Source organism: Phytohabitans kaempferiae, assembly GCF_042433955.1.
In the GTDB taxonomy this organism is placed as follows: Bacteria; Actinomycetota; Actinomycetes; order Mycobacteriales; family Micromonosporaceae; genus Phytohabitans; species Phytohabitans kaempferiae.
In genome coordinates this window covers 337,115-362,776 of record NZ_JBHLUH010000039.1, presented here as the reverse complement: position 1 = coordinate 362,776, position 25,662 = coordinate 337,115, and the positions used below count along the sequence as shown (strand labels likewise).

The 25,662-nt window shown below is 72.4% G+C and carries 28 protein-coding genes; 7 read left to right on the top strand and 21 right to left on the bottom strand.

The window, feature by feature from the left end; genetic code table 11:
* Window positions 1-7: 7 nt before the first annotated feature.
* The gene (locus tag ACFFIA_RS20165; RefSeq protein ID WP_377253059.1) at window positions 8-955 is read right to left on the bottom strand and encodes a TIGR03619 family F420-dependent LLM class oxidoreductase; all 948 of its coding nucleotides are present in this window, start codon (window positions 953-955) and stop codon (window positions 8-10) included.
* Between the two features lie 79 nt (window positions 956-1,034).
* Between ACFFIA_RS20165 and ACFFIA_RS20160 the strand changes: the two genes are divergently transcribed.
* From ACFFIA_RS20160 to ACFFIA_RS20150, 3 genes are read left to right on the top strand one after another with little or no spacing between them, the layout of a single operon-like run.
* Entirely contained in the window at window positions 1,035-1,808 is a 774-nt protein-coding gene (locus ACFFIA_RS20160; RefSeq protein WP_377253058.1) for an SDR family oxidoreductase, read from the top strand.
* Window positions 1,808-2,944, top strand: coding sequence for an NAD(P)H-dependent amine dehydrogenase family protein (locus tag ACFFIA_RS20155; protein WP_377253057.1), 1,137 nt, complete (start codon window positions 1,808-1,810; stop codon window positions 2,942-2,944). Before ACFFIA_RS20160 ends, ACFFIA_RS20155 begins: the two co-directional genes overlap by 1 nt.
* Entirely contained in the window at window positions 2,941-3,780 is an 840-nt protein-coding gene (locus tag ACFFIA_RS20150) for an SDR family oxidoreductase (RefSeq protein WP_377253056.1), read from the top strand. The genes ACFFIA_RS20155 and ACFFIA_RS20150 overlap by 4 nt, the downstream gene beginning before the upstream one ends.
* Window positions 3,781-3,788: 8 nt before the next feature.
* Here ACFFIA_RS20150 and ACFFIA_RS20145 read toward each other — a convergent pair whose 3' ends face one another.
* From ACFFIA_RS20145 to ACFFIA_RS20130, 4 genes are all read right to left on the bottom strand, one after another.
* Complete coding sequence (locus ACFFIA_RS20145; RefSeq protein ID WP_377253055.1) at window positions 3,789-4,565, bottom strand: enoyl-CoA hydratase/isomerase family protein; 777 nt, start codon at window positions 4,563-4,565, stop codon at window positions 3,789-3,791.
* A 51-nt stretch (window positions 4,566-4,616) separates the two neighbouring features.
* Complete coding sequence (locus ACFFIA_RS20140; RefSeq protein ID WP_377253054.1) at window positions 4,617-5,201, bottom strand: TetR/AcrR family transcriptional regulator; 585 nt, start codon at window positions 5,199-5,201, stop codon at window positions 4,617-4,619.
* Between the two features lie 73 nt (window positions 5,202-5,274).
* Window positions 5,275-6,435, bottom strand: a complete 1,161-nt coding sequence (locus tag ACFFIA_RS20135; RefSeq protein ID WP_377253053.1) for an acyl-CoA dehydrogenase family protein — start codon at window positions 6,433-6,435, stop codon at window positions 5,275-5,277.
* On the bottom strand, window positions 6,432-7,640 hold the full coding sequence (locus ACFFIA_RS20130) for an acyl-CoA dehydrogenase family protein (protein ID WP_377253052.1): 1,209 nt from the start codon (window positions 7,638-7,640) through the stop codon (window positions 6,432-6,434). The genes ACFFIA_RS20135 and ACFFIA_RS20130 overlap by 4 nt, the downstream gene beginning before the upstream one ends.
* 48 nt (window positions 7,641-7,688) lie before the next feature.
* Here ACFFIA_RS20130 and ACFFIA_RS20125 point away from each other — a divergent pair, with 48 nt between their 5' ends.
* Window positions 7,689-7,850: a hypothetical protein gene (locus ACFFIA_RS20125; protein ID WP_377253051.1), complete on the top strand. Its 162-nt coding sequence runs from the start codon at window positions 7,689-7,691 to the stop codon at window positions 7,848-7,850.
* Window positions 7,847-8,305: a pyridoxamine 5'-phosphate oxidase family protein gene (locus ACFFIA_RS20120; RefSeq protein ID WP_377253050.1), complete on the top strand. Its 459-nt coding sequence runs from the start codon at window positions 7,847-7,849 to the stop codon at window positions 8,303-8,305. The genes ACFFIA_RS20125 and ACFFIA_RS20120 overlap by 4 nt, the downstream gene beginning before the upstream one ends.
* Before the next feature lie 20 nt (window positions 8,306-8,325).
* Here ACFFIA_RS20120 and ACFFIA_RS20115 read toward each other — a convergent pair whose 3' ends face one another.
* From ACFFIA_RS20115 to ACFFIA_RS20105, 3 genes are read right to left on the bottom strand one after another with little or no spacing between them, the layout of a single operon-like run.
* Window positions 8,326-9,090, bottom strand: coding sequence for an SDR family NAD(P)-dependent oxidoreductase (locus tag ACFFIA_RS20115; RefSeq protein WP_377253049.1), 765 nt, complete (start codon window positions 9,088-9,090; stop codon window positions 8,326-8,328).
* A gap of 25 nt (window positions 9,091-9,115) precedes the next feature.
* On the bottom strand, window positions 9,116-10,270 hold the full coding sequence (locus ACFFIA_RS20110; RefSeq protein WP_377253048.1) for an acyl-CoA dehydrogenase family protein: 1,155 nt from the start codon (window positions 10,268-10,270) through the stop codon (window positions 9,116-9,118).
* Between the two features lie 8 nt (window positions 10,271-10,278).
* Window positions 10,279-11,103, bottom strand: coding sequence for an enoyl-CoA hydratase/isomerase family protein (locus ACFFIA_RS20105; protein ID WP_377253047.1), 825 nt, complete (start codon window positions 11,101-11,103; stop codon window positions 10,279-10,281).
* Between the two features lie 119 nt (window positions 11,104-11,222).
* Between ACFFIA_RS20105 and ACFFIA_RS20100 the strand changes: the two genes are divergently transcribed.
* Window positions 11,223-12,128 (top strand): TetR-type transcription factor C-terminal domain-containing protein, encoded by a 906-nt coding sequence (locus ACFFIA_RS20100; RefSeq protein ID WP_377253046.1) that lies wholly within the window; start codon window positions 11,223-11,225, stop codon window positions 12,126-12,128.
* A gap of 904 nt (window positions 12,129-13,032) precedes the next feature.
* Here ACFFIA_RS20100 and wrbA read toward each other — a convergent pair.
* Complete coding sequence (wrbA, locus tag ACFFIA_RS20095) at window positions 13,033-13,641, bottom strand: NAD(P)H:quinone oxidoreductase (RefSeq protein WP_377253045.1); 609 nt, start codon at window positions 13,639-13,641, stop codon at window positions 13,033-13,035.
* 162 nt (window positions 13,642-13,803) lie between these two features.
* Here wrbA and sigJ point away from each other — a divergent pair, with 162 nt between their 5' ends.
* Entirely contained in the window at window positions 13,804-14,739 is a 936-nt protein-coding gene (gene sigJ, locus ACFFIA_RS20090) for an RNA polymerase sigma factor SigJ (protein ID WP_377253044.1), read from the top strand.
* 55 nt (window positions 14,740-14,794) lie between these two features.
* Here sigJ and ACFFIA_RS20085 read toward each other — a convergent pair whose 3' ends face one another.
* The 12 genes from ACFFIA_RS20085 to ACFFIA_RS20030 all read right to left on the bottom strand — a co-directional run bounded on the left by ACFFIA_RS20085 (window position 14,795) and on the right by ACFFIA_RS20030 (window position 25,604).
* The gene (locus ACFFIA_RS20085; protein ID WP_377253043.1) at window positions 14,795-15,589 is read right to left on the bottom strand and encodes an IclR family transcriptional regulator; all 795 of its coding nucleotides are present in this window, start codon (window positions 15,587-15,589) and stop codon (window positions 14,795-14,797) included.
* Between the two features lie 3 nt (window positions 15,590-15,592).
* Entirely contained in the window at window positions 15,593-16,189 is a 597-nt protein-coding gene (locus tag ACFFIA_RS20080) for a carboxymuconolactone decarboxylase family protein (RefSeq protein ID WP_377253042.1), read from the bottom strand.
* A gap of 12 nt (window positions 16,190-16,201) precedes the next feature.
* Window positions 16,202-17,047 (bottom strand): fumarylacetoacetate hydrolase family protein, encoded by an 846-nt coding sequence (locus ACFFIA_RS20075; RefSeq protein WP_377253040.1) that lies wholly within the window; start codon window positions 17,045-17,047, stop codon window positions 16,202-16,204.
* On the bottom strand, window positions 17,044-17,916 hold the full coding sequence (locus ACFFIA_RS20070; RefSeq protein WP_377253038.1) for a fumarylacetoacetate hydrolase family protein: 873 nt from the start codon (window positions 17,914-17,916) through the stop codon (window positions 17,044-17,046). The genes ACFFIA_RS20075 and ACFFIA_RS20070 overlap by 4 nt, the downstream gene beginning before the upstream one ends.
* Before the next feature lie 12 nt (window positions 17,917-17,928).
* Window positions 17,929-18,726, bottom strand: a complete 798-nt coding sequence (locus tag ACFFIA_RS20065; protein ID WP_377253037.1) for an SDR family NAD(P)-dependent oxidoreductase — start codon at window positions 18,724-18,726, stop codon at window positions 17,929-17,931.
* The gene (locus tag ACFFIA_RS20060) at window positions 18,723-19,481 is read right to left on the bottom strand and encodes an SDR family NAD(P)-dependent oxidoreductase (RefSeq protein ID WP_377253036.1); all 759 of its coding nucleotides are present in this window, start codon (window positions 19,479-19,481) and stop codon (window positions 18,723-18,725) included. Before ACFFIA_RS20060 ends, ACFFIA_RS20065 begins: the two co-directional genes overlap by 4 nt.
* Window positions 19,478-20,527, bottom strand: a complete 1,050-nt coding sequence (locus ACFFIA_RS20055) for an ABC transporter ATP-binding protein (protein WP_377253035.1) — start codon at window positions 20,525-20,527, stop codon at window positions 19,478-19,480. Before ACFFIA_RS20055 ends, ACFFIA_RS20060 begins: the two co-directional genes overlap by 4 nt.
* A gap of 76 nt (window positions 20,528-20,603) precedes the next feature.
* On the bottom strand, window positions 20,604-21,590 hold the full coding sequence (locus ACFFIA_RS20050; protein ID WP_377253034.1) for an ABC transporter ATP-binding protein: 987 nt from the start codon (window positions 21,588-21,590) through the stop codon (window positions 20,604-20,606).
* A 5-nt stretch (window positions 21,591-21,595) separates the two neighbouring features.
* A complete protein-coding gene (locus tag ACFFIA_RS20045; protein ID WP_377253033.1) occupies window positions 21,596-22,495 on the bottom strand; it encodes an ABC transporter permease in 900 nt (299 codons plus the stop codon).
* On the bottom strand, window positions 22,492-23,427 hold the full coding sequence (locus ACFFIA_RS20040; RefSeq protein WP_377253031.1) for an ABC transporter permease: 936 nt from the start codon (window positions 23,425-23,427) through the stop codon (window positions 22,492-22,494). The genes ACFFIA_RS20045 and ACFFIA_RS20040 overlap by 4 nt, the downstream gene beginning before the upstream one ends.
* 12 nt (window positions 23,428-23,439) lie before the next feature.
* Window positions 23,440-24,603, bottom strand: coding sequence for an LVIVD repeat-containing protein (locus tag ACFFIA_RS20035; RefSeq protein ID WP_377253030.1), 1,164 nt, complete (start codon window positions 24,601-24,603; stop codon window positions 23,440-23,442).
* Window positions 24,600-25,604: an amidohydrolase family protein gene (locus ACFFIA_RS20030; protein WP_377253029.1), complete on the bottom strand. Its 1,005-nt coding sequence runs from the start codon at window positions 25,602-25,604 to the stop codon at window positions 24,600-24,602. Before ACFFIA_RS20030 ends, ACFFIA_RS20035 begins: the two co-directional genes overlap by 4 nt.
* Between the last annotated feature and the right edge of the window lie 58 nt (window positions 25,605-25,662).

The window sequence follows — 25,662 nt, the reverse complement described above, 5'->3', positions numbered from 1 at the left end:
GCGGTCGTCAGCGGCGGTCATCGGCGGCCTCCCGAAAGCGCGCGTTCAGCTCGGCGAGCAGGTCGCGGGCCGCGGCGTGCTCCGGTGGTATCCGCGCCAGCGTGCGGAAGTCGGAGATCCCCCGCGCGATCAGCTCCGGTACGTCGGCGAACATCCGCGCGAGGTCGAGTGCGCCCCGGTCGACGACCGTCGGCAGCGCGTACGAGACCCGGATCGTGGCGAAGTCGCGCCCCTGCTCCTCGACCAGCGACCGCATCCGGGCCAGCGCGCCGGCGACGGTGCCGGGCGTGACGCCCCACGGGATCCAGCCGACGCCGTGCCGGGCCAGCCGGCGGGCGACGGCGGGGATGGCCCGGCCGCCCAGCCAGACGGGCACGCCCCCGGGTCGCGCCGGCTTCGGCATCATGTGCACGCCGTCCAGCTCGAAGCCGCGCCCCGTCCACGCCACCTCCGGCTGTGTCCACAGTGCACGGCACACGTCGAGGGTCTCGTCGAGGACCCGTCCCCGCTCGGCGAAGGGCACGCCGACCGCGCGGTACTCGGTCTCCTGCCAGCCGACGCCGACGCCCAGCTCCAGCCGCCCATGCGAGAGGGCGTCCACAGTGGTCGCCGTCTTCGCCAGCAGGACGGCCTGGCGCAGCGGCGCGACGAGCACGTTGGTCGCCAGCTTGACCCGGCGGGTCACGGCGGCCATGGCTGCGAGCGTCGTCAAGGGCTCCAGCCACTCCCCGTCCGGGCCGGTCGGCTGGACCCCGCCGGTCACGCCGCCGGAGGCCGGATCCGCGTACGCGGAAAGGTCCCGTCCGAACACCAGGTGGTCGGCGACGAAGAGGCGGTCGATGCCGGCCTCGTCGGCGGCGCGCGCCTGGTCGAGCACGTGGCGCCAGTCGGCCGGCGCGCGGGCCGCGAAGTTGCGCACGCCGACGGAGATCTCAGGCGCAGGGATAGCTTCCACTTGGGGCAGCATATGGCAATCCGAGGAGGTAGCCAACCCGCCGGTTGGTTTGGTACGGTCGGCAGCCAGGACGGCGAGAGTGACGAGGCGGCCCGTGCAGATCGACCACGACGGCAAGACCGCGATCGTCACCGGCGGTTCCCGGGGGATCGGCCGTGCGGTGGCGCGTGAGCTTGTGCGGTCCGGCGCCCGCGTCCTGGTGACCGGCCGCAAGCGACCCGCGCTCGAAGCCACCGCGGCCGAGCTGGGGCCGGCCTGCCTCTGGCGCGCCTGCCACGCCGCCGCGGCCGAGGACGCCGCCGAGTGCGTCGCCTTCGCGGTGGAGGAGTTCGGCCGGGTCGACTACCTGGTCAACAACGCCGCCACCAACCCGCAGTGGGGGCCGACGATCGACGTGCCGGCGCCGCTGGCGGCGAAGCTGACGGAGGTGAACCAGTGGGCACCGCTGCTCTGGACCCAGTTGCTCTGGCGGGCCGGCATGCGTGAGCACGGCGGCGCGGTCGTCAACGTCACCTCGATCGGGGCCTTCGCGCCCTCACCGAACACCGGCTACTACAACGCCACCAAGGCGGCCCTCGACCACCTCACCCGGCAGCTCGCCGCGGAGCTGGCACCGGCCGTACGGGTGAACGCGGTCGCGCCCGGGATGGTCGACACCGAGATGGCGGCCGCGATCCCCGAGGCGGAGCGGGCCCGGCTGCTCGACGGCATCCCGCTGAACCGGTTCGGGTCGCCGGAGGACATCGCCGCCGCGACGAGCTTCCTCCTCTCCGACCGGGCCGGCTGGCTGACCGGGCACGTGCTCGTCGTGGACGGCGGCGCGCTGGTGGCGAACGGAAGGAGCACGTCCTGATGGCGAGCCGAGACGAGCCGTACCGGGTCGTCGTCTGGGGGCCGGGCTACACCGGCGCCCAGGCGCTGCGCGAGATCGCCCGCCGCCCGGAGCTGCGGCTGGTGGGCTGCCTCGCCTACAGCCCCGCGAAGGTGGGCCGCGACGCAATGGAGCTGATCGGCGAGCCGCCGGCCGGGGTCACGGTCACCGGCGACCGGCAGGCGATCTACGACCTCGACGCGGACGTCGTGCTGTACGCGGGACGGGCGCTGCCGGACGAGTCCTCCCGGCACGAGGAGATCACGACCCTGCTCCGCGGCGGCAAGAACGTCGTCACCTCCACCGCCTACTTCTTCCCCTGGCAGCGGGGCGAGGAGTACGTCGCGCCCCTCGAAGCCGCCTGCGCGGAGGGCGGCACGACCCTGCACGGCACCGGCATCCACCCCGGCTGGTTCGTCGAACGGTTCGCGCTCACCGCGACAAGCCTCTGCACCACCGTGCACGCGGTGCACCTGAGCGAGATCTGCGACCTCAGCCACCACGCCGGCGAGACGATCGCCGCCATCGGCTTCGGCCAACCGCCCGAACGGTTGGGAACGAAAACCCGCAAGACACTGCTGAGCCGGTACTACTTCGAGTGCGTCGCCGGGCTGGCCCACCACCTCGGCCTGCCGGTCGAGCGGATGGAGGCCGACGTCCGCTACCTGACCAGCGAGCGGGAGCTGGAGTGCGCGGGAGTGACCGTGCGCGCGGGCACCGTCGGCGCGCTCGACGGCCGCTGGACCGGCTTCGCCGGCGACACGCCGCTGGTGAGCATCCGCGAGCTGTGGTACCTCGACCGTGACCTCGTCGACCCCGCGGTCAAGATCGTCTCCGGGGACATGTACGAGGTGGAGGTGCGCGGCCTGCCGGTGGACGTACGGACCCGCGCCGACCTGCTGACCACCGACGCGCGGGACGTGTTCGGCGTGGACGAACGGCAGTCGGCGGCCAACCTCGCGACCGCCGTACAACTGGTCCAGACCATCCCCGCCACCGTCGCCGCGCCGCCGGGCATCCTGCTCGCCCCGGGCTTCGCCTACCCCGCGGCCGACCTGCGCACCATCCCGGACGTGCTGGGCCGGCGCCCGGCCGTCATCCCGGAGGTCATCCTGTGAACCCCACACGGCCCGCCACGCTCGCCGGGCGCACGATCGTGATGTCCGGCGGGAGCCGGGGCATCGGCCTGGCCATCGCCCTGCGCGCCGCGCGGGACGGCGCCAACGTCGTCCTGATCGCGAAGACCGACACGCCGCATCCCAAGCTGCGCGGCACCATCCACACGGCGGCCGAGCAGATCCGCGCCGCGGGCGGGCGGGCACTGCCGGTCGTCGGCGACGTGCGCTCGGACGAGGCGATCCAGCGCGCCGTACGCGCGGCCGTCGACGAGTTCGGCGGCGTGGACGTCTGCGTCAACAACGCCAGCGTGCTCGACCTGTCGCCGACGGCGCGGCTGGCGCCCCGGCGGTACGACCTCATGCAGGACGTGAACGCGCGCGGCACGTTCATGCTGACCCAGGCGTGCCTGCCGGAGCTGGTCCGCTCCCCCGACCCGCACGTGCTCACGCTCAGCCCACCGCTCAACCTGGACCCGCGTTGGCTCGGCGCCTATCCCGGCTACATGCTGGCCAAGTACGGGATGACGCTGGCCACGCTCGGTTTCGCCGCCGAGTACGCGGACGTGCCGGTCGGCGCCAACTGCCTGTGGCCGCGTACCACCATCGCCACCGACGCGGTCGCCAACCTGCTCGGCGGCGACGAGGCGCTGGCCCGGACCCGTACCCCGCAGATCATGGCGGACGCCGCCCACGTGATCCTGACGACGCCGGCGAGCGAGCTGAGCGGCCAGACGCTCATCGACGAGGACGTGCTGCGCGGCGCCGGGGTCACCGACCTCGACGACTACGCCACCGTGCCCGGCTCCCGCGACCTGGAGCCGGACTTCTTCCTCTGAGCCGCCGCTCAGTCCGACCAGCGGGGCGGACGCTTGTCGCGCAGCGCGGCGGGCCCCTCGTCCGCGTCCGGATGCGCCCAGTGCCGCTGGACCTCGTCCCAGCCCTCGCGCATCGGCGGCTCGACCAGAGCGTCACTGAGCCGCCGCCAGGAACGCCGCGTGGCCCGGACCGCCGCCGGCGACGCCGACGCGACCACAGCGGCGATCTCAACCGCCCGGTCGACGAGGCTGTCCTCCCCGACCAGCTCGGTGACGAGCCCGAGGTCGTAGAGCCGGCGCGCGGTCAGCCGCTCGTGCCGCCCCATCAGCGCCATCCGGGAGATCACCGGGAGGGGCAGGCGCAGGACCAGCGACGGCGGCTCGATCCCGCTCACCTGCCCGACCGAGACGTGCGGGTCCAGGAACGTCGCGCCCTCGGCGGCGATCACGATGTCGGCGTCGGCGACGAAGTGCAGGCCGCCGCCGGCGCAGACACCGTTGACGGCGACCACGACCGGCACGTCGAGAATCCGTCCCGGCACGAAGGACAGCTCGCCGTCGAGGCCGGCCCCGCGCGGGGCGCGGTCGTCCGCGAGGAACCCCGCGTCGGCGCCGGAGCAGAAGCCGCGACCATTGCCGGTGAGGACGACGCAGCGCACGTCGGCCCGCTGCCGCAGCCGCGGCCACAGCTCCTCCAGGCCGGACATCAGCTCGGCGTCCAGCGCGTTGAGCCGATCCGGGCGGTTGAGCCGGACGAGCACCACACCGGGCGCCGGCTGCTCGACGATCAGCGTCCGCTCCGCCACGATCCCCTCCCCATTACCAACCATATGGTTGGTAATCTACACGGGGAACGGTCAGCGCCGCAGGATCCCACTGATGACGAAGTCGGACAGCTCGTCGACGAGCGACTCCTGCGCCTTGCGGGCGGTCCCCCGGAACCAGTTCGGCACGTACGCCAGGATGCCGATGATCGAGTACATGATCATGTTGAGGTTCATCTCGCGGAACTCGCCCGCGCGCACACCCGTGGAAAGCAACTGCCGCGTGAAGCGCTCGTATCGGTCGATGCGCCGCCGCAGGTCGCTGGCCTGCTCCTCCTCCAGGTGCTGGTCGATCCAGGGCAGCTCCTGGAAGAAGACCACCAGCTCGTCCTGCTTCGTCGCGACCAGCTCGACCTGGAGCCGGATCAGGGCACGCATGCGGTCGGTGGCGCTCCCGGTGCGGGGCACCTGTTTGACCAGCGCGAGCGTGGCGTCGACCTGCTCGGAGAGGAGGTCGTAGAGGATCGCGCTCTTCGAGGGGTAGTAGTGGTAGAGCGTCCCCTTGTTGAGACCCACCTCGTCGGCCAGAAGATCCATGGTCGCCGCGTCGTAGCCGCGTTCGCGGATGAGGCGGGCCGCCGTGGTCCGAACTTCCGCGCGTCGTGATGGCCGAGGCACCATTGTTCCTTTCGCCGGGTCCTGATGATGATAGGGCGACCGGCCACCGATGTGGTGCAGCCCCGTCCCCGAATCACCCCGCCCGTTGCCCGGCGGTCCCCGCCAGGGCCCGCGCGATCCGGCCCCGATGCCAGCGACCGTCGCCGAAAAGGAACTCGTTGAGCTTGGCCCGCTTGAAGTAGACGTGCAGGTCGTGCTCCCAGGTGTAGCCGATCCCGCCGTGCAGTTGCAGCGCCACGCCCGCGTTGGTGGCCGCCCGCTCGCAGCCGTACTCCTTGGCCATCGACACCGCCACGTCGCAGGTCGCCGGCTCGGTGGCCGCCGCGCGTACGGCGTCGTCCAGCAGGGCCGCGCTGGTCTCGGCGTTGACCAGCATGTCGGCCGCCTGGTGCTTGACCGCCTGGAAGGACCCGATCGGCCGGCCGAACTGCTCCCGCTCGCCGGCGTACGCGACCGTCATGGCCAGCAACCGCTCGGCGTTGCCGGCCGAGTCGGCGGCCGTGGCGGCGGCGGCCCGGTTGGCCAGCGCCCCGAGCAGCCGGTCCGCGTCGCTCCCGACCGCCAGCACGTCGGTGTCGGGCACGAACACGCCGTCGAGCGTGAGGCGGTCGACACAGCGCGTCGCGTCGGTCATCGCGACCGGCTCGACCGTCAGCCCGGTGGCCTGGGCCGGTACGACGGCCACCACGCGATCCGGCCCGGCCGTCGCGCCCACCACGAGCAGGTCGCTCACGCGGGCGTTGAGCACGTGGGAGGCGAGGCCGCCGAGGATCCAGCCGGCGTCGCGGCGTTCCGCCCGTACCCCACCGGTCGGTGGGTTGGTGTACCACTCGCTCAGCGCGGCCGTGCCGAACACCTGTCCGGCCGCCAGGGACGGGAGCCACCGTTCGCGTTGCTCGCGGGAGCCGCCGAGCAGCACGGCGCCCGCGCAGAGCACGGCGCTCGTGGTGAGGTGCGACACCGCCGCGCGCGACCCCAGCTCCCGCAGGACCACGGCCAGCTCGCGGAAGCTCGCCCCGCCGCCGCCGTACTCCTCCGGCGTCTCGATCCCCCACAGCCCGGCCGTGGCCAGCTCGGCGTCGAACTCCCGGTCGGGCAGGCCGCCGGACTCCATCGCGGCGCGTACGCGGGCGGACGTGACCAGCTCGGTGACCATCGTCCGGGCCAGCTCGCGCAGCGCGGACCGGTCCGCCTCGTCGAGCCCGGCGCGAGGTGCCTCCTGGGGTACGTTCACGACAGCGCCTCCCTCGGCAGGCCAAGCCCGCGTTCGCCGATGATGGTGCGCTGGATCTCGCTCGTGCCACCCGGGATGGTCCACTCCCACGAGCCGATGTGGTCGAGCAGCCACAGGCCGGACTCCCATCCGGAGCTGAGCGGCCGCACCTGCCACTCCTGCCCCGGCAGGCCGCTCAGCTCCACGCCCAGCCGGGTCATCCGCTGCAACAGCTCGCTGTAGAAGAGCTTGACGGTGGAGGCGAAGGCGCCGTACGCCGCGCCGTCGTGCGTGCCGGCGAGGGGCCGCCGGGCGAGCAGCCGCAGCGCCTGGACCTCGCTGGCCAGCCGGGCGAGGCGGTCGTCCCAGAGCGTGTCGGCGCCGCCCAGCTCCCCGTTTCTGGCGGCCAGGTCGACGAGCCAGCGGAACCCGTACGCGAGGCGCTCGGCCAGCTCGATCATCGTGGCGCCGCGCTCGGAGTTGAGCGTGCTCTGCGCGATCCGCCAGCCCTCGTTCTCCGCGCCGATGCGGTTGTCGACGGGGATCTCCACATCGGTCAGGAAGATCTCGCAGAAGTGCTGCTCGCCGGTAATCTGGCGGATCGGCCGTACGGTCACGCCGGGCGTGCGCATGTCCATGATCAGGTACGTGATGCCGCGGCGCTTGGGGGCGGACGCGTCGGTCCGGGCGAGCAGCAGGCACCAGGTGGAGTCGAGGGCGCCGCTGGCCCAGATCTTCTGGCCGTTGACGACGTACACGTCGCCCCGGCGCTCGGCCCGCGTGCCCAGCGAGGCGAGGTCGGAACCGGCGTTGGGCTCGGAGAAGCCCTGGCACCACACCTCGCCGTCGCGGATTGCCGGCAGGTAGTCGGCCCGCTGCCGCTCGGTGCCGGCGGCGAGGAGCGTGGCCGCCGCGTGGTGCAGCGCGACGAAGTGCAGCACCAGGCGCGGCGCGTCGGCCCGCGCCAACTCTTCGAAGACGACCGCCTGCTGGGCCAGGTCGTAACCACCGCCCCAGCTCGCCGGCCAGTGCGGGAACGCGTATCCGCCGGACTTGAGCTCGTCGAACCACCATCGCTGGAACCGGACGAACTCGTCGTGCCCGACGCCGGCCTGCTCCCGCCGCCAGTCCGGGGGGACGTGCTCGGCGCACCACCGCCGGACCTCGTGGCTCAGCTCGCCGAGCGAAACATCGCGGGCCGGGCCGGCTTCCGTCACCTCAGACATCATCTTAATGATATAGCAGAAATTGCCACTGTCAGGTAGCTTCGGCGCATGCCCAGCGACGACTCGGACTCCCCCACCACGAGCGCACCGCGCGTCGTGCCGCACGAGCGCCCGCTGCCCTTCGCCAACCAACCGGCCGGCCAGGTTCCGCGCGCGACCGCGGTCCACGCCGAGGTCGCCGCTGCTGGGCGACGGGAGGGCGGCCGGTGAGCATCCGTTTCACGCCGGACGAGGCATGGGCGTTCGTGGAGCGGGCGCACACCGGCGTCCTGACCACGTTGCGTCGCGACGGATACCCGGTGGCGCTTCCGGTCTGGTTCGTGGTGGTCGACCGCACGGTCTGCTTCACGACCCCGCCGGGCAGCAGGAAGGTGGCCCGCGTCCGGCGCGACCCGCGCGCCTCCTTCCTCGTGGAGTCCGGAGACGCGTGGGCCGAACTCGCCGCCGTCCACCTCAGCGGGCAGCTCGCCGAGGTCACCGACGAGCCGACGACCGCGCTCGTGGACGAGCTCTTCGAGGCCAAGTACGCGCCCTTCCGCGTGCCCGCGGAGCGCATGCCGGCCGCCGCACGGGCGGTGTACCGCGAGCGGGTCACGCTCCGGCTCGTACCCGATGAGAAGATCCTGAGCTGGGACAACAGCCGGATCCGGCTGCGCGGAGACTGACCGGACGCGGACGCCGCGGCTCACCGCGGGCCGAGGCGCAGCGCGGCGTCCAGGCGGATCACCTCGCCGTTGAGCATCGGTACGTCGATCGCGTGGGCGACGAGGCGGGCGAACTCCTCCGGCCGGCCGAGCCGGCTGGGGTGCGGCATCTGGCCGCCCAGCGCGTCGCGGGCGGCCTGCGGCAGGCCGGCCAGCATCGGCGTCTCGAAGAGGCCCGGCGCGATGGAGAGCACGCGGATCTGGCGATCGGCCAGGTCGCGCGCGGCGCACAGCGTCAGCCCGGCCACACCGGCCTTCGAGGCGGCGTAGGCGGCCTGGCCCACCTGTCCCTCGTACGCGGCGATCGACGCGGTGCAGACGATGACCCCGCGCTCCCCGTCGACGGCCTCGTTGCCGGCCATCCGCGCGGCGGCGAGCCGGATCAGGTTGAAGGTGCCCACCAGGTTGACGTCGACGACCCGCCGGAACTCGTCGAGCGGCAACGGGCCGCCGTCGCGCCCCAGGATCCGCCGCGCGGTGGCGATGCCGGCGCAGGCGACCGCGACGCCCAGCCGGCCCAGCGCGGCCGCGCCGTCGAGCGCCGCCTCTAGCTCGCCCGCGTCGGTCACGTCGGCGGGGAGGAAGGTGGCGCGCGGGCCGAGCGCCTCGACGGCCTCCCGCGCCTCCGGCCTCGGCAGGTCGACGACGCCGACCCGGGCGCCCAGGCCGGTCAGGTGGCGTGCGGTGGCGAGCCCCAGCCCGGAGCCTCCCCCGGTGACCACGGCGACGGTGTCCTTGATGTCCACGGCGATGACCGTCCTCTGTGTCCGATCAGCGGGCCGCGTCGACCGCGAGCCCGCGGCTGATCACGACCCGCTGGATCTGGTTCGTACCTTCGAAAATCTGTGTCACCTTTGCTTCCCGCATGTACCGCTCGACCGGGAAGTCCTTGGTGTAGCCGTATCCGCCGAGCGCCTGCACCGCGTCGGTGGTGACGCGCATCGCGCCGTCGGTGCACACCAGCTTGGCGATCGCCGCCTCCCGGGTCACCGGCAGCCCGCGGTCCATGCGGCGGGCCGCGTCCAGGTACGTCGCCCGCGCCGACGCGACGGTGGCCGCCATGTCGGCGATCAGGAACGACAGCCCCTGGAAACCGGCGATCGGCTGGCCGAACTGCTCCCGCTCGTGCGTGTACGCCACCGCGGCGTCGAGCGCGGCCTGCGCCAGGCCGGTCGCGCACGCGGCGATGCCGAGCCGCCCGGCGTCGAGCGCGGACATCGCGATCGGGAAGCCCTCGCCCTCCGCGCCGATCAGCCGCTCCCCCGGCACCGGTACGCCGTCGAGGTGTAGCTGCGCGGTCGTGGAGGCGGTCAGGCCCATCTTGTTCTCCGGTGCCGCCGCCGCCAGCCCTGGCGCGTCGGAGGGCAGGAGGAAGCAGGAGATCCCCCGCCGCCCTGGCGAGGTCCGCGCGAAGACCGTGTAGAAGTCGGCGCGCCCGCCGTGCGTGACCCACGCCTTGGTGCCGGTGAGCCGGTAACCACCGCCGCCGTCGGGCTCGGCGCGCGTCCGCAGCGCCGCGGCGTCCGAGCCCGCCTGCGCCTCGGAGAGCGAGTACGCGCCGAGCAGGTCGCCGCCGAGCATTCCGGGCAGCCAGCGCTCCTTCTGCTCCTCTGTGCCGTACGCGGTGAGCGGGTAGCACGAGAGCGTGTGCACGCTGATCCCGACGGCGACGCTCATCCACGCGGTCGCGATCTCCTCCAGCACCTGGAGGTAGACCTCGTAGGGCTGGCCGCCCCCGCCGTACCGCTCGGGACCGGCCAGGCCGAGCAGCCCGGCCTTGCCGAGCAGGCGGAACGCGTCCCGGGGGAACTGGCTGGTCGCCTCGTGCTCGGCGGCGACCGGGGCGAGGTCGCGCGCCGCGATCTCGCGGACGAGGTCGACGAGGTCGGCGGCCTCGGACGTGGGCATCATGCGCTCGACGGGCACAGCGGCTCCTACTGGTGGCGGTCGGGTCCGGCTGGGGTCGCGGTCCGCTCGCGCCGGCGCGTGGCGAACGCCTCGATCAGGCGGCAGGCGTCGGCCGACGCGCCGGTACGCACGATCGTCCGGGCCTCGTCGTCGAGGTGCGCGCGCAGGTGGCGGCCGGTGGCGGCACGCAGCAGCCGCTTGGTCTCGGCGACCGCCGGCTGGGGCCCCGCCGCGAGGGCCCGGGCCAGGGCCTCGGCCCGCGCCAGGCCCTCACCGTCCGGCACCACCTCGGCGGCGATGCCCCAGTCCAGCGCGTCGGACGCGGACAGCACCTCGCCGGTCAGGCTGAGCCGCAGCGCCCGCGCGGGCCCGACGATCCGCGGCAGGTGGTACGAGACGCCGCTGTCCGGGGAGAGGCCGACCGCGCCGTACGCCGTGGAGAACCGCGCCGACTGCTCGGCGATGACCAGGTCGGCGCAGAGCAGCAGGCCGAGCCCCGCGCCGGCGGCGACCCCGCGCACCGCCGCGACGACCGGCCAGGGCAGCTCGGCCAGCAGGGCGAGCCCTTCGTGGAAGTCGTCGACCAGCCCGCCCAGCAGCTCGGCGCGGTCGGTGGCGCCGGCCATCGCCTTGACGTCGCCGCCCGCGCAGAACGCCGGCCCGTTGCCGGTCAGCAGCACCGCCCGGACCGCCTGCGCCTCGCCGACCGCGCGCACGGCGGCGGTGAAGGCACTCGCCGTCGCGGGGTCGATCGCGTTGTACGCCTCCGGCCGGTTGAGCGTGATCCGTGCGAGGCCACCGTCGATGTCGAACAACAGGCACGCCGCGCCGTCCATCCCGGTCCCTCGCATCTCGCCACACAGATCATACGTTCGGTTGGCAACAACCCTATGTCGACCAGCATGTACGGTCAATGACTCACCTTCCCTAAACACTTGACAGTCGCGTTTAGGTGTTCTAAACACAGGCCATGGTCCAGCAACCGGCCGCGCGGCCCCAACCTCTCGACGCCGCGCTCGGCGCGCGCATCCGCGAGCTGCGTCTGCGGCGGCGCCTCTCCCTGCGCGAGCTGGCCCGCCGCCTCGGGGTCAGCGCCGCAACGGTCTCCCAGATCGAGCACGGCCGCACCGGCGTGACGGTAGCGCGGCTGGCCCACGTCGCGGAGGTGCTCGACGCCGCGGTCGCCGAGCTGGTCAGCCCCGCTCCCGACCGGGTCGCCGCCCCGGAGCCCGCGCCCGCCGGCCGCGCCCGCCCGGTGGACGCGGCCGGCGGTGCCGACTGGCGCTCGTTCCCTCCGATCGACCTCGACCCGGTCCTCACCGCGGCGCTGGAGGCATTCCTCGACGTCGGCTACGCCGGCGCGTCGGTCCGCGACATCGCGCGGCGGTGCGACCTGTCGGTGCCCGGGCTCTACCACCACTACGCCAGCAAGCAGGACATGCTGGTGGAGCTGCTCGACACCTACCTCGACTCGCTGTGGTGGCGCACGACCGCCGCCCGTGACGAGGGCGCCGACCCGGTCGAGCGGTTCGCCCGCATCGTGGAGTGCCTCGCGCTGCACCACACCTACCGGCGGGCGCTCGCCTTCGTCGGGCTCAGCGAGATGCGCAGCCTCGAGCCGGCCAACCGCGACCGGATCCGGCGCCTGCGCAACCGCCAGCAGCGCATGGTGGACGTCGAGGCGACCGCGGCCCACCGGCTCGGCCGTTTCACGACGCCGCACCCGCGCGACGCCTCCCGGGCCGTGGTCACCATGTGCACGTCGATCCCGCACTGGTACCGGGCCGGCGGCCCCGACACGCCGGAGGAGATCGCCCGGCGGTACGTACGCTTCGCGCTCGACCTGATGCGCCTAGCCCCGGACGCTCCACAGTAGAGACCGCCACGAGGCCCACCGCGTTCCGCCTGACCCAGGACCGGCTCCAGCGGGTCGGTCCCCCGGCCTCGCCCGCGCCGGCGCCGGCGACCCGCACATGGCGAACCTTCGGCACGATCCTCGGCCCCGACCTCATGGACCCCGCCACACGCGGCGCGGCGACATGAACGCCGGCCACCTCACCGATGCCCCGGACAGCACCCCTCCGCGCCCGTCGAGGATCCAGATCCGGGCTACCGCGACGTCCGTCGTGGGCCGGACCGCCGCTCCCGCGGCCTCACCTTCCGCGGTCCACGACCCCACCCCGGTCCGACGTCGCCCTGCCGGCGACACATCGCGTCCGGGCCGTCATTGGTCGTACCGGCGGGATTTCCCCAGCCGGACCCGACAGTTGCGGCGATGCCGGGGACAGAGCCCATTCAAGCCGGCCGCAAAAGGCTGTGTCCCCGACACAACCCATTCAGGCCGGCCGCAAGAGGCTATGTCCCCGACACAACCCATTCAGGCCGGCCGCAAGAGGCTATGTCCCCGACACAGCCCTTCAGGCCAACCGCAAGGGCCGCGTCCCCGACACAGCCCTCTTCGGGGCGACCAGGCCGGGGCGGCGCGGTGACTCGGGCCGGTGCGGACACGCGCGGGGCGGCGTGGCGGTGAGCGGCGGGCGCCGGCCTGGCGGTGGGCGCGTTGGTGCGCCCAGCTCGACAGCTTCCCCAACACATCACTCACGCGACCACCTCGGACCCGAAGCTCCTGGAATTCGAAGGCGGCGGCGGACAGCGGGACCACGCCCCCAAATCCCGGGGCCCGAGCGCCCGCGTCGGAAGAGCGTTCACGGCGGACGCGGCGTAACGGACACGGGCCGGGGCGGGTCGTGGAGCGCGAAGGGTGCGACCGCCCTGGCGGGTCAGGCGGCGCGGCCGGCCTTGAGCGCCGCCGCGGTGTCGACGACGCGCCGGGCCTGGTAGCGGGCCGCCTCCAGGACCACGTCTCCAGGTGGGCCGTCGCCGGCCACGTGCGAGGTGCCGTAGGGGTTGCCGGTCTGGAACTGGACCGGGTCGGTGTAGCCGGGAGGCACGATGACGCCGCCCCAGTGGTAGAAGACGTTCCCCAGCGCCAGGATGGTGGACTCCTGCCCGCCGTGGGCGGTGTTCGACGCGGTGAAGGCCGAGTACACCTTGTCGGCGAGCTGGCCCTGATACCAGAGGGGGCCGGTGCTGTCGATGAACGCCTTGAGCTGGCTGGCCAGGTTGCCGAAGCGGGTCGGTGTGCCGAAGAGCACCGCGTCGGCCCAGGCCAGGTCGCCGGTGCTGGCCTCGGTGACGTCGGCCGTGTCCCGGAGGTGCCGCGCCCACTCCGGCCTGGCCTCGATCGCCTCCGGCGGGGCCAGCTCGGCGACCCTGCGCAGTCGCACCCGCGCGCCGGACTTCTCCGCACCGTCGGCGGCGGCTCGCGCCAGGGCGTGCACCGTGCCGGTGGCGCTGTAGTAGATGATGGCGACCTTCACCGGTTCCATGGTCGGTTTCCTTCCTCATCGGTGAGCGGCCCGGGTCGGGCGGCTCAGCGGGTACGACGACGCGGCCTCTGGGAATGTGAGGTGACGAGCCGGCATCACGTTTCGGCGCGGTGTTTCGTCGTACCGGTGAGGGCAGCCGCGAGCGAAGGAGTTGGCGACACCATGAGCGACCGATCCGGGCCGGGAGACGGTCGGCCAGATCCGGGCCTGAGCGCGATCATGAGCGAGCGACGCCAGCTGGTCAATGTCGCCTACCGGCTCCTCGGCTCCCTGGCCGACGCCGAGGATGTCGTCCAGGAGACGTACGCCCGCTGGTACACCATGTCCCGCCAGCAGCAGGAGGCCATCGAGTCCCCGGGCGCCTGGCTGACGACGGTCGCCAGTCGCATCTGCCTCGACCTGCTCCGCTCGGCACGGGTCCGGCGGGAGCGCTACGTGGGCGAGTGGATCCCGGAGCCGCTGCCCGACCGCGCGGAGTGGGTCAGCGGGCGGTCAGGCGGGGACGCCGTCGACCCGGCCGACCGGGTCACCCTCGACGAGTCGGTCAACATGGCCTTCCTCGTCGTGCTCGAATCGATGACCCCGGCCGAGCGCGTCGCGTTCGTCCTGCACGACGTCTTCCGCTACCCCTTCGCCGAGGTGGCCGAGATCGTCGGTCGTACGCCGGCCGCGTGCCGCCGGCTCGCCTCGTCGGCCCGCCGTCGCATCCGCGTGGCACGGGCCCCCGCACCACCGGCCGCCGACCGCGCCGGCATCGTGCGGGACTTCAAGCGGGCCTGGGAAGCCAGGGACATCGACGCCCTCATCGGCCTCCTCGACCCCGACGCCACGGCGACCGGCGACGGCGGCGGCCTCGTCACGGCCGAGCTTCGCCCGATCGTGGGCGGCGAGCCGATCGCGCGCTTCTTCGCGGAGCTGGCTGGCCGGACGTCCCGCCTGACGATCCTGGAGCGCACGGTCAACGGCCAACCCGGCCTGGTCGCCCAGCGGGACGGCGTGACCGTGACGGTGTTCGCCTTCGACATCGCCGGCGACCGGATCAAGCACATCTGGGCGGTGCTGAACCCGGAGAAGCTCCAGCCCTGGACGGCGGGCTGACCCACATGCGTCGTGGCGTCGTCCGCCCGGCACGACCGGTGCCGCTCGCGCTGTCTCAGACCAGCGACAGGCGGCGGGTCACCTCGTCGCACGTCTCCCGCAGCGGGCTGCGGAAGCGCCGTACCATCTCGGTCGTCGTGTACTGCGACGCCTGCACCGCGACGTTGGCGGCGGCGACGATCGTGCCGTCCTTTCCCCGGATCGGGCAGGCGATCGACCGCAGCCCGTGTGCCACCTCCTGGTCCTGGATGGCGTACCCCTGCCGCCGGATGGTGGCGAAGGTCTTCTCCAGCTGCTCGATCGTGCGCACCGCGTTGGGCCCGGTGCCGTCGCCGAACGAGGCGGGATCGAGGCGCTGCTTGAGGTCGATGGGGTCCAGTTCGGACAGAAGTATCTTGCCCATCGAGGTGTGTACGGCCGGAAGCGTCGAGCCGACCTGGATGTTGGCGGTGACCAGGTCGGCGTTGCGGATCCGGACGAGGTAGAGGACCCGGTCGCCGACGAGCGAGCCGACGTTGACCGTCTCGTTGGTCGACTGGGCCAGGTCGCGCAGCAGGAGCTGGCTGTGGTCGACCAGGTCGAGCCCGCTGAGCGCGGAGTAGCCGAGCGTGAGCACCGCGACCGAGGGGCGGTACGAGCCGTCGGGGAGGCGCTCGAGGTAGCCGTCCTCTTCGAGGGTGGCGATGACCCGGAACGCCGTCGCCATCGGCATGGCGGTCGCCTCGCAGATCTGCTTGAGCATCAGGCTGGTCTGCCGCTCGGAGAAGAGCGACAGGACCGCCAGCCCTTTCGCCAGCGCCTCGACCCGGTACTTGGACCGGGTGTCGGATGGCGCGTCGCGTGGTTGCACCGGTCAGCCTCCTGTGGATCCCGTGGCCCAGGGACCGGCCGCGCGGGCGGGCACCCGGAACACCCTCAACTGCAGCGCCAGCAACGCGTAGTATCCGACAAGCGTGGTCAGCTCGACCAGTCTCGCCTCGCCGATGACCTCGACCGCGGCGGCGTAGCCCTCGTCGGTCAGGTCACCGGTCTGGAGGATGGCCCGCGTGACCCGGAGCACGGCCCGCTCGGTGGGGTCGGTGAGCACGTCCGGGTCGCCGTCCACCACCGCGGCGAGTTCGGCTTCGGTGAGGCCGGCCGCCCGGCCGTCGCGGGCGTGCACCTCCCACTCGAAGTCGCTGCGGTGATGGGCGGCGACCGCGAGGATCGCCAGCTCTCGCGCCCGCGCCGAGAAGCCCGCGCCGTAGCGGATGGCCGCGCCCAGCGCCTGGAGCGGCGCGCCGATGGCGGGGGCGGTGACCATCGCGTTGAACGGGCCGCGCAGCGCGCCGCGGTCGTCCAGGAGCGTTGCCCGGCCGGTGCCGCCGCGCGGGCCGCCGACGATCGCTTCGAAGACCCGGCGCTGGTCGTCGTCGAGATCCTCCGGCGCGAGTAACGGTATCCGGGACATTGCTTCTCCTTCTCAGACGGACGGCGCGACGAACGTCGTCCGCAGCTCACCAATGCCCTCGACGGTACTCACCAACACGTCCCCAGCCGCGAGATAGCGGCGCGGCACGCGGGCGTTGCCCACGCCGGAGGGGGTACCGGTGAAGACGAGGTCACCCGGAGCGAGCGCGCAGTGGGCGGACAGGTACTCGACGAGGCGCGGGACGCCGTAGATCATCCGGCTCGTCCGGGACGACTGGAGCACCTCGCCGCGGAGCGTGCAGCCCAGCGCGAGGTCGTCCGGGTCGGCCAGTTCGTCCGGCGTGACCAGCACCGGCCCGGTGGGTCCGAAGCCGGGCCACGACTTGCCGAGGCTGAACTGGGGCCGCTCGCCGTCGAGCTGGAGCGCGCGGTCGGAGATGTCCTGGCCGACCGTCACCCCGGCCACGTACGACCACGCGTCGGCGGCCGGCACCTCCACCGCGGGCCGGCCGATGACCACGACCAGCTCGACCTCCCAGTCGCAGCGGTCTCCGCGCAGCGTCACCTCGGCGACCGGGCCGGTCAGGCAGGACCGGTACTTGGTGAACACGACCGGCCGGCTGTCGGCCGAGTAGCCGGACTCGTCGGCGTGCTCGCGGTAGTTGACGCCGATCGCGAAGACCTGGCCGGGCCGAGGGACCGGCGGGCCGAGATCCTCGCTCCGGAACGGCTCCGCCGCGCGGAAGTCCGCCGAGTCCGCCCACTTCCGGAAGCCGTCCCAGTCGTCGAAGACCGCCTGCGGGTCCGGGCCGTACGCGCCGCCGCTGGCCGAGGCGACGTCGAGCGCCCGCCCGCCCTGGACCAGTACCAGCCGGCCGCCGAGGTTGGCCGTCCTCACCAGCGCACCCGCGCCGGAGCCTCGACGCCGTGCCCTTCCTTCCAGGAGATGATCGGCGTACGCAGCACGCCGATCCCCTCGATCTCGGCCTCCACCAGGTCGCCCGGACGCAGGTAGAGCGAGGCGGCGTCGAGGCTGAAGCCGGCCACGCCGGAGACGGTGCCGGTGGAGACGATGTCGCCGGCGCTGTACCCCATCGGCGAGTAGTGCGAGACGATCTCCGGGATCGTCACGCTCATGTGGCTGGTGTTGGAGCGCTGCCGGTCCTTCCCGTTGACCCGTAGCGTCATCTCCAGGTTGTGCGGGTCGGGGATCTCGTCCGCGGTGACGATCCACGGGCCGAGCGGGCAGAACGTCTCGATGGCCTTGCAGAACGAGAAGACGCCCGACTTCATCTCCCGGCGCTGGATGTCGCGCGCGGTGATGTCGTTGAAGATGACGTATCCGGCGATGTACTCGACCGCCTCCTCCGGCGAGAAGAACGACCCCGGCTTGCCGATGACGACCGCCAGCTCCAGCTCGTAGTCAAGCTCCTCGGTGAGGTGCTCCGGATACACCACCGGTTCGTCCGGCCCGACGATCGCGTCGACGTTCTGGAAGAACACGATCCACGGGTCGACCGGATGGGACCAGTTGACCTGCTTCGACTCCTCGTCGTGCTCGCGGTAGTTGCCGGCGGTGTGGAAGAACTTGCGGGGCACGATCGGCGCCCGCAGCTTCACGTCGGCCAGCGGCACGGTACGGCCGGTCGGCTCGGCACTGCCACCGCGCTGGAAGTAGGTCAGCATGTCGGGGACGTCGAGCTCCTCGACCGTCTCCCCGTCCGCGATCCGGCCGACCCGGCCGTCGTCGAAGGTCACCAGTTTCATGTCCCGCTCCCCTCAGGCCCCGACCATGTTGAAGCCACCATCGCTGATCATGTATGCCCCGGTCATGTGCGCCGCGTCCTCGGTCGCGAGGAACAGCGCCGTGCCCGCCAGCTCCGCCGGCTTGGGAATGTGTTTCATCGGCGTCATCGCCAGCAGCTTCTCGCGCCGGCCCTCCTGCCAGTCCTTGCGGCCCAGCGTCGACTCGGTCTCCATGAAGCCGGGCGCGAAGACGTTGACCCGCACGGTCGGAGCGAAGGCGGCCGCGTACGACTTGGTGATGCCGAGCAGCCCGTACTTGCCGGCGGCGTAGTGCGGGGCCCGGGCGCTGCCCCGGACGACCACTGTGGAGCCGATGTTGACGATCGCTCCCCCTCCGCGTTCGAGCATCCGCTGGCCGAACTCGTGGACCATCAGCATGGTGCCCTTGATGTCCACCGCGAGCACGCGGTCGATGGTCTCCTCGGTCAGCTCCCGCCACGACATCGTGCCGGTGTCGATGTCGCCGACGTTGTTGACCAGCACGTCCAGCCCGCCGGTCTCGGCGAAGGCGGCGTCGGCCATCCGCCGGATGTCCGCGTAGCTGGTGATGTCGCCCTGCATCACGACCGGCTTGGCGCCCGCCTCGGCGACCCGCTCGGCGGTGTGCTCCGCGCCGGCCCTGGACGTGTTGTAGTGCACCACGACAGTCGTGGCGCCTTCCTGGGCGGCGCGCGTGGCTATCTCCGCGCCGAACCCGGTGCCGGCGCCGGTGACCATCACCGACCGACCCTCGAACCGTCGGAACACGTGCTCCCCTTCCCTCTCGTTCACACCAATGTCCGTCCACCGTCGACGTACAGGACGTGGCCGGTGACGAAGGTGACCTTCGGCGAGGCGAGGAACGCCACCGCCGTCGCGACGTCGGCCGGCACCCCCAACCGTCCGGCCGGGATCAGCGACTCCAGCTTCTGGCGGTTGCCGTCCGTGTCGAGGTAGCCGTTGGTCAGGTCGGTCGCGATGTAGCCGGGCGCGACCGCGTTGACCATCACGCCGTGCCGCGCCCACTCCGCCGCCATCACGCGCATCATCTGGTTGACCCCGCCCTTGGAGGCCGCGTACGGCGCGTGGTGCTGATGGGCCAGCAGTCCGGAGACCGACGACAGGTAGACGATCCGGCCGCCGCCGGCCGCGCTCAGAACCCGGCCGGCGGCCCGACCGAGCCAGAAGGCGCTGTTCAGGTTGACGTCGATGATCTCCAGCCAGTCCTCGTTGGACAGCTCGCCGACGGGCAGGCGCCGGTTGATGCCGATCCCGTGTACCGCCGCGTCGAGGCCGCCGAGCAACTGGACCGCGTCGCGGACCAACTGTTCGCTCGCGTCCGGCTTGCGCAGGTCGGCCTGTAGCAGGTGGCAGCCCTGGCTGGTCAGGCCGAGCGCGCCGTCGAGCCGATCGAGGTTTTCCCTGTCGATGTCGGCCACGACAAGGCGGGCGCCGGCGGCCACGAACTCCTCCGCGCAGGCGCTGCCGAGCCCTCCCGCGCCCACCAGCAGAACGCGGGCGTCTCGCAGCCCGAGCCAGTCACTCACTCGCGCACCGGTCCCTTCGTCAGGCCCGCCTCGGCGGGGTAGAGGTGGCAGGCGACGGATCCGCCGCGGTCCAGCGCCGTGCGTGGCGGTGGTTGCCCGCACACGTCCATCGCATGTGGACACCGGGTCCGGAAGCGGCAGCCGTCGGGCGGGTTCAGCGGGCTCGGCACCTCGTCGGCCGCGTCCGTACCGGGGCGGCGGTCGTCGGGGTGCGCGGGCAGGATCGCGTCGAACAAGGCCCGCGTGTACGGATGGCGCGGATTGTCGTACAGCTCGTCGGCCGGGCCCTCCTCGACGATCTGCCCGAGATACATGACAGCCACGCGGTGTGCGATGTAGCGGACGCTGGCGAGGTCGTGGGAGATCAGCAGGAACGAGGTGCCCCGCTCGGTCTGGATGTCCTTGAGCAGGTTCATCACCTGTGCCTGCACCGACACGTCCAGTGCCGACACCGGCTCGTCGAGCACGACCAGGTCGGGCTCGGTGATGAGCGCGCTGGCCAGGGCGATCCGCTGCCGCTGCCCGCCGCTGAACTCGTGCGGATAGAGCTTGGCCTGCCACGGCTGCAGCCCGACCCGGTCCATGATGGCGGCGACCCGCTCCCGGACCCGAGCCCGGGGCAGCCGCTCGTTGACCACGAGCGGCTCGGCGACGATGTCGCCGACTCGCATCCGCGGGCTGAGCGAGGCCCACGGGTCCTGGAAGACGGCCTGCACCTTGCGGCGGAACCAGCGCACGCCGGTCCGGTCCAGCCGGTGCACGTCCCGGCCGGCGAGCGTGACGGTGCCGGTGGTCGGCGACTCCAGCCGCAGCATCAGGCGGGAGATGGTGGTCTTGCCGCATCCCGACTCGCCGACCAGCGCCAGGGTCTGGCCGGCCCCGATCCGGAACGAGACGTCGTCGACCGCGCGTACGTGGCCGGCGGTGCGGACTCCGAGCGGCCCGCCGGCGACCCGGAAGTGCTTGCTGAGCCCTCGGACCTCGACCAGATCGCCAATGCCCGTCCTCGCTTCGCCGCGGGCGGACATGAGGCTCCGTTCGCTCATGCCCGTCCTCGCTTCGCTGCGGGCGGACATGAGGCTCCACACGCACTGAATTTGATGATTCGCTCGCTGCGCTCGCTCATTGGACCTCCTCCCAGCGCCAGCACGCGGACACGTGTCCCGCGCCGACCGTGGCGGACGTCGGGTACTCGGTCGCGCACCGCTCGGCGGCGAGCCGGCAGCGCGGCGCGAACCGGCATCCCGGCGGCGGGTCGACCAGCGACGGCGGGCTCCCCTCGATGGACGGCAGGCGTTCGAGGCGGACGTCGCGGCGCGGCCGGGAGTCCAGCAGCGCCCGCGTGTACGGATGCCTCGGCCGGTCGAAGATCTCCTTGACCGGCCCCTGCTCCACGATCCGTCCGGCGTACATGACGGCGACCCGGTCGCACGCCTCGGCGACCACGCCGAAGTCGTGCGTGATCAGGATGATGGCGACGCCGGTACCGCGCTGGATCTCCCGCAGCAGCCGCAGGTACCGGGCCTGCGTGGTCACGTCGAGCGCGGTGGTCGGCTCGTCGGCGATCAGCACGCTCGGGTCGGCGCTGATCGCCATCGCCCCCACGATCCGTTGCTTCATGCCGCCGCTCATCTCGTGCGGGTAGTCGTGCAGCCGCCGCTCCGGCGCGGGCATCCGCACCTTGCGCAGCCCGTCGAGCACGCGCTCGCGTACCGCCGACCCGTCCAGCCCGGGACGGTGGACGCGGACCGCCTCGGCGAGTTGGTTGCCGACCGTGAACACCGGGTTGAGCGACTGGTGCGGGTCCTGGAGAATCATCGAGATCGCGCTGCCGCGCAGCTTGCGCATCCGCTTCTCGGGGAGCGTGAGCAGGTCGGTGCCGTCGAGCACGACAGAGCCGCCGAGGATGCGGGCGGCCGGTTCCGGGGTCAGCCGCACCAGCGACAGGGCCAGCATGCTCTTGCCGCTGCCGGACTCGCCGACGATGCCGAGCGTCTCCCCCCGGTGCAGGGTGAAGCTCACCCCGTCGACGGCGCGCGTGGTGCCCCATCGGGTGAACAGGTGGGTCCGGAGCCCGTCTACGGTCAGTACCGGTTCCATGGTGGACATTCCCCCTACACCTGCTGCCGGAGCTTGGGGTCCAGGAAGTCGCGCAGCCAGTCACCGACCAGGTTCAGCGACAGCACGACGGTGAGGATCGCCAGGCCGGGGAAGAAGCTCAGCCACCACGACGAGAGCAGTTGCTCCCGCCCGTCGGCGACCATGATCCCCCAGCTCGGCTGGGGGCGCGGGATGCCCGCGCCGATGAAACTGAGCGACGCCTCCTCCAGGATCACCACGCCGACCTGGAGCGTGGCCATCACGACCAGGGAGTTGGCGACGTTCGGCAGCACATGCCGGACCAGGATGCGCGGCGCCGACGCCCCGGCGACCCGGGCCCGGGCCACGTAGCCCGACTCGCGCACGCTGAGTGTCTCGCCCCGGACGAGCCGGGCGAACACCGCCCAGATGGTCGCCGAGATGATCGCGATGATGGTGACGAAGCTCGGTCCGATCGCCGCCACGACCACCAGCGCGAAGAGCACCATCGGCAGCGACTGGAACGTGTCGACGAGCCAGCCGATCGCCTTGTCCACGAAGCCGCCGAAGTAGCCGGCGATCAGACCGAGCGTGGTGCCGACGAGCGCGCCGACGACGATCGCCGCCATGCTCACCACGAGCGAGATGCGGGCGCCGTAGATGAGCCGGGTGAGCACGTCCCGCCCCTGCTTGTCGGTGCCCAGCGGGTACGTCCAGGTGCCCCCGTCCTGCCACACCGGCGGGGTGAGCCGGTCGGCGAGGACGCCGCGCAGCGGGTCGTGGACGGTGATGAACGGAGCCAGCAGCGCCGGCAGGACGAGGACGAAGACGATGATCGCCAGCGGCAGCCACGGGAGGCGGCGGCGCTGCCACAGCATCCGTGGACCCCGGCGGCCGGTGCGCGGCGGGCGGGGGGTGGCGGCCAGGGTCGTCATGCCATCACCTTCTGTCCGAGGCGTACGCGCGGATCGAGGTAGGCGTAGAGCACGTCGACCAGCAGGTTCATCACCACGATCGCGGTGGACGTGATCATCGCCAGGGCCTGGACGACCGGGAAGTCGCGGGCGTTGGCCGCTTCGTAGGCCAGCAGCCCGGCGCCGGGCCAGGCGAAGACGATCTCGACCACGGTCGCGCCGGTGAGCAGCCGTACGGCGAGCGTGGCGAAGAACGTGAGCGGGCCGCTCGCCGCCGGCTTGAGGGCGTGCTTCCACACCACGCGGCTGCGCGGCAGCCCTTTGAGGCGGGCCAGTTTGACGTACTCGGTGCCGAGCGTGTCCAACATGGACGACCGGAAGAGCCGCAGCAGGGCGGCGATGCCGAAGACCGCCATGACGACGCTCGGCAGGATGATGCTCGACCAGCCGGCCTGCCCCGAGGTCCGGACCAGGCCGAGCTGCACCGCGAAGAGCCAGACCAGCATGATGGCGAGCCAGAACTCCGGCACCGACTGGCCGAACAGGGCGACGCCCTTGGCGAGGCGGTCGTACCAGGAGCCGCGCCGCGCGGCCGCCAGCACACCGAGGGGTACACCGATCAGGATGGTCAGCAGCACGCCGACCAGCCCGAGCTGGAGGCTCTTGGGGATCCGCTCGGCGATGACCGAGGTGGCCGTCTCGTCCGGGTACTTGAACGAAGGGCCGAAGTCGCCGCGGACCGCGTTGCCGAGAAACGCGAAGTACTGCTCGACGACCGAGCCGTTGAGCCCCCACTTGTCGCGCAGCGCCTGCTCGTCGGCGGGCGCCATGTTCTCCGGGCCGAGCACGTCGATCGGGTCGCCGGTCAGCCGGGCGAGGAAGAACACGATGACCGAGATCGCCAGCAGCGTCAGCACACCGCGGATGACGGTCAGCAGTACGTACCGGCCCACGCCCTCACCTCCTCAGCGCTCGTGCCGGATGATGTAGAGCCCGCCGCCGCGCCGGTCGGTGGCGTACACCGTCCGGTCCGGGGCGACGGTGAGGTCGTTGAACAGGATCGAGTCGCGGCCGGGCGGGGCCTCGGGCACGAGGTGGGCGATCTCCCGCGGGGCGGTGACGTCGCTGACGTCGTACGCCCGCACGCCGCCGGCGAAGTACGTCAGGTAGACGGTCTCGGGGTCGACAAGGCTGCCCGGCCGGTGCTCGTGCAGGTTGTGCGGGCCGAAGCGGATCCGCCGCTCGTGGTAGTCCCCCTCCGGCACCGGCAGCCGGGACACCTGCTTCGGGCTGGCCGGGTCGGCGACGTCGACTACCCAGACGTGACGCTGCGTGCCGATGAACTGGGTGACCTGCTCGTCGGTGACGACCACGACGTCCCGGCCGGGCAGCGGCAGCGCGGTGTGCGTGTTGCCGCTCTCCGCTCCGAAGTGGAGGGTGCTGAGCGGCACCGGCCGCTCGGGGTCGGCGATGTCGAGCACGACCAGGCCGGCGTCCCACCATCCGGCGTAGAGCCGGTCGCCCTCGACGAGCGCGTGGTGCAGGTGGAAGCCCTTGGTCGGGTCGTCGGTCAGCTCCGGTGGCGGGGTCTCGCCGCCGGCCACGTGCTGGCCCGGCCGCCACCACCGCCCGACCTCGCGCGGCTTGGCCGGGTCGCTGAAGTCGACGATGCGCAGAAACCGGCCCTTGTAGCCCTCGTCCGTGGCGGAGACGTACGCGTACGGCGGCTGCCAGTACGTCATCCGGTGGGTCCCGGTGCCGGGGGTCGGGAAGAAGCCGATCTGGCGCGGGCGCCACGGGTCGGAGACGTCGTACGCGGCGACGCCCGCGCTCCACCGGTCGGGCGGGCTCGCCTCGAACCGGTTCCGCTCGTGGTTGACCAGCATGACGTCGCCGGCCACCTGCACCTTGTGCGTGTGCGTGCCGGGCGGCCGGGGCAGCTGGGCCACCACACGCGGATTCTCCGGATCGGAGACGTCGAGGATGGACGTACCCAGGTCGGTGTGGCCCATGTGGCCGACGTAGGCGTAGCCGTCGACGACGTTGACGTGCATGCAGTCGCCCCGGCCGTCCAGGTCGGCGTGGCCGACGAGGGTCATCCGCTCGGCCGAGAGCACCGGCGCGCTCATCGCTTGATCCCGGCGAGGATGCGCTCGACGTTGCCGCCGAGGATCTGCGACCGCTGGTCGGCGGTGAGCGAGGGCACCGCCTCGATCGCCTTGACCGGCTGCCGTTCGTGCATCTCGTACGGGTAGTCGCTGCCCATCACGACCCGGTCGGCGCCGACCAGGTCGACCAGGTACGTGATGACCTGCGGGATGTGTACGAGGCTGTCGAAGTGGATCCGTCTGAGGATCTCCAGTGGTGGCGTGCGCAGGTGCCGGGCGGCCAGGTGTGGCACCACCTCGTAGCCCTTCTGCATCCGTCCGATCTGGTACGGCAGGAAGCCGCCGCCGTGCACCATGCAGAGCACGAGGTCGGGGTTGCGGTCCAGCACGCCGCTGAAGACCAGGTGCGCGGCGGCGACCGTCGACTCGGCCGGCCGCCCCACCATGTTGGCCAGGAAGTAGCGGCTCAGGTCGACGCCACGCAGCGGCAGTGGATGCAGCAGCACGAGGCAGCGCAGCTCGTTGGCCACCTCCCAGACCGGCTCCAGCTCCACCGCGTCGAGCGCCGTGCCGTCCACTGTGGAGGCGATCTCCACGCCGGCCATGCCGAGATCCCGCACGGCGTAGCGCAGCTCCTCGGCCGCCGCGGTCGGATTCTGCAGCGGGACCGTGCCGAGCGCCACGAACCGGTCCGGCGCGCGGGACACCTCGGCCGCGAGGATCTCGTTGAAGGCGCGGGCGTAGCGGGCGCCGGCGTCACCGGCCAGGGCGTAGGCGCTCAGCTCGGTACGGTGCGAGACGAGCTGGACGTCGACGCCGGCCGCGTCCATCGCCGCGAGGCGGGCCGGACGGTCGCCCAGCTCGGGCGGCAGCGGCCCCACCTTCTGCCGGCCGGCGAAGACCAGGGAGACCTCGCCGTCCGGGCCAGTGAGCACCTCGGTGTCGAAGCGGTGGCCGTCGACCCGGAGCAGGTCGATCAGCTCGGTCGGGCAGATGTGCGCGTGGACGTCGTACGTCGTCATGTGTCCCTCCAGGACGGTCGGTGGCCGCGGGCGGCGTTGACCGCGGCCACCGACGGAC

Bases quoted from the DNA above. Each gene is read 5' to 3' on its own strand.
- ACFFIA_RS20155 (WP_377253057.1), top strand. From the start codon at position 1,808: ATGGCGAGCCGAGACGAGCCGTACCGGGTCGTCGTCTGGGGGCCGGGC.
- ACFFIA_RS20130 (WP_377253052.1), bottom strand. From the start codon at position 7,640: ATGTCTGAGGTGACGGAAGCCGGCCCGGCCCGCGATGTTTCGCTCGGC.
- ACFFIA_RS20125 (WP_377253051.1), top strand. From the start codon at position 7,689: ATGCCCAGCGACGACTCGGACTCCCCCACCACGAGCGCACCGCGCGTC.
- ACFFIA_RS20105 (WP_377253047.1), bottom strand. From the start codon at position 11,103: ATGCGAGGGACCGGGATGGACGGCGCGGCGTGCCTGTTGTTCGACATC.
- ACFFIA_RS20100 (WP_377253046.1), top strand. From the start codon at position 11,223: ATGGTCCAGCAACCGGCCGCGCGGCCCCAACCTCTCGACGCCGCGCTC.
- wrbA (WP_377253045.1), bottom strand. From the start codon at position 13,641: ATGGAACCGGTGAAGGTCGCCATCATCTACTACAGCGCCACCGGCACG.
- sigJ (WP_377253044.1), top strand. From the start codon at position 13,804: ATGAGCGACCGATCCGGGCCGGGAGACGGTCGGCCAGATCCGGGCCTG.
- ACFFIA_RS20080 (WP_377253042.1), bottom strand. From the start codon at position 16,189: ATGTCCCGGATACCGTTACTCGCGCCGGAGGATCTCGACGACGACCAG.
- ACFFIA_RS20070 (WP_377253038.1), bottom strand. From the start codon at position 17,916: ATGAAACTGGTGACCTTCGACGACGGCCGGGTCGGCCGGATCGCGGAC.
- ACFFIA_RS20055 (WP_377253035.1), bottom strand. From the start codon at position 20,527: ATGAGCGAACGGAGCCTCATGTCCGCCCGCGGCGAAGCGAGGACGGGC.
- ACFFIA_RS20050 (WP_377253034.1), bottom strand. From the start codon at position 21,590: ATGTCCACCATGGAACCGGTACTGACCGTAGACGGGCTCCGGACCCAC.
- ACFFIA_RS20045 (WP_377253033.1), bottom strand. From the start codon at position 22,495: ATGACGACCCTGGCCGCCACCCCCCGCCCGCCGCGCACCGGCCGCCGG.
- ACFFIA_RS20035 (WP_377253030.1), bottom strand. From the start codon at position 24,603: ATGAGCGCGCCGGTGCTCTCGGCCGAGCGGATGACCCTCGTCGGCCAC.
- ACFFIA_RS20030 (WP_377253029.1), bottom strand. From the start codon at position 25,604: ATGACGACGTACGACGTCCACGCGCACATCTGCCCGACCGAGCTGATC.